We start from the raw sequence: 2,195 nt of genomic DNA on the forward strand, positions 1-2,195 counted from the left end.
CGCTCTAGTCGCCTACGGCAAAGAGTACGCTATAGCTGAGGACACCTACCGGGCAGCGAAATCCACCGCATACCTTGCACAGTCGGAAGGCACTGTCGATTATCGCCGCGCCAAAGTAGACTCGCTTTGCACGAAGGAACGCGGAGCCCGTAACATGGCCGACGCTATGCACAACGCCGCCCGCGAAGCAGTCCGGGCCAGACGGCAGCAACTATCCGCCATGCAATCCCTACTCGCAGCACACAAAGCAGAGGCAGAGATGGCAGCCTACGGACCAGACCCGCAACCATGAAACTGCTAGACCTGTACTGCGGTGCCGGCGGTGCGGCAATGGGATACCACCAAGCCGGCTTTGACGAAATCATAGGTATCGACACCACGCCTCAACCTGACTACCCTTTTGAGTTCATAGAAGCCGACGCCCTAGACCCGTATTGGTGGAGCCTAGGCCCATTCGACATGATACACGCATCCCCGCCATGCCAAGGATACACACCGATGGCGAACCGGTTCGGATCTAAAGAACCCCGACTACTCAACGAAACTCGAGCCCTAATTACCTACGGCACACACGCCGACCAACCCTATGCGATAGAAAACGTCATAGGCTCCGGCCTTGACGGGGTGACACTTTGCGGGACATCGTTCGGCCTCAACCTGCGCCGTCATCGCCTATTTGAAACATCGTTTCCGGTATGGGGACTCCACTGCAACCACCCCCAAGACCGCGACACCATAGCCGTATACGGAAAACCCGACGGACGACGCCTATGGACACGAGCCGACGGAACCAAACTCCACGCCTGGTCATCAGTCAAAGAGGGACAGGAAGCGTTAGGAATCGACTGGACCGACGACTGGCACCAGATACGAGAAGCGATCCCACCGGCATATACAGAATACATAGGCACCCAATTCCTGCTACACGAGGCGCAACTATGAGTGACGCTACTTGGCATATCGGCGACACTCTCGAAACACTCAAGTCGTTCCCTGACGAATCAGTCGACCTCGTACTGTCATCGCCGCCGTTTCTGGCGCTCCGTTCGTATTTGCCATCTGACCATCCTGATAAGGGCCGTGAGATGGGGTCGGAGGCTACGCCGGGTGAGTTTGTGGATTCGTTGATGTTGGTGGTTGAGGAATGCCGCCGGGTGTTGGCTCCACACGGCAGCATCGCGCTCGAGTTGGGGGATACGTTTGCGGGGTCGGGTGGTGCTGGTGGGGATTACAACGAGAACGGACTACGCGAAGGCCAAGCCAAATTCAGTGGCTCCGCAGTGAAACGGGCAGCAGCAGGGCTACCGGACAACGACCGACCGTCTCGTGCCGGGCGTAGTGACCAGTGGCCGTTGGCTAAGTCGTTGTCGTTGGTTCCTGAGACGGTTAGGTGGACGATGGTGTATGGCCGTAACCCCCACACCGGCCGCGAGACAGAGCCGTGGCGTCTGCGTAATGTGGTCAGGTGGTGTCGTCCGAATCCGCCGGTTGGGGCGTTGGGTGACAAGTACCGGCCGGCAACGACTGAGTTGATGATCTTCGCTAAGGACTCGAAGCGGTTCTTCGACCTCGACGCAGTACGACAACCACACGCCAGGGATTACAGCAACGAGAAGCCTACGATCGCCAATCGTGAGTTCGACAGAACTGGTCGCGCCCGCAAGAACACGGAGCGAGAGCAAGTGCCTGATCCTGCTGGTGCTCCTCCGTTGGATTATTGGGTGATCCCTACTCAACCGTACAAAGGGTCGCATTATGCGACCTGGCCACGGAAACTGTTGGATGTTCCGATTAGGTCGATGGTACCTCAGCGGGTATGCCGCCAGTGTGGGAAACCCAGCGAACGTATCACCAGCGAACCAGAATACATGCGCACAGACACAGACCGGATACCCGCACGCCTAACCATGCTGGACGGAGAGCGCCCAGCCGATGGCGTCAACCAGCACCTACGGGACGACGGGGCCAACACGTCAGTCGTCCGCCAGGCCGAGACGGTCGGTTGGTCTGATTGCGGTCACCAAGATTGGCGTAACGGAATCGTCCTAGACCCATTCGCAGGATCAGGGACAACACTCGAAGTAGCTACCGGGCTAGGCCGCGACGCCATCGGCATCGACCTCGACGAACGCAACTACGACCTAGCCTTGCAACGAGTAGGAATGTTTCTACAAGTAGCATCATCTGCTACACTC

At 58.0% G+C, this 2,195-nt stretch carries 2 protein-coding genes; both read left to right on the forward strand.

The features are described from left to right. Positions 1–288: 288 nt before the first annotated feature. Positions 289–942, forward strand: coding sequence for a DNA cytosine methyltransferase (locus GY937_19925; GenBank protein ID MCP5058978.1), 654 nt, complete (start codon positions 289–291; stop codon positions 940–942). Further along, the coding region (locus tag GY937_19930) for a site-specific DNA-methyltransferase (protein MCP5058979.1) at positions 939–2,195 on the forward strand (1,257 nt) is incomplete at its 3' end. The genes GY937_19925 and GY937_19930, both read left to right, overlap by 4 nt.

Source organism: bacterium, from assembly GCA_024228115.1.
In the GTDB taxonomy this organism is placed as follows: domain Bacteria; phylum Myxococcota_A; class UBA9160; order UBA9160; family UBA6930.

Coding starts and splice junctions, on each gene's coding strand:
- GY937_19925 (MCP5058978.1), top strand. CDS start 289: ATGAAACTGCTAGACCTGTACTGCGGTGCCGGCGGTGCGGCAATGGGA.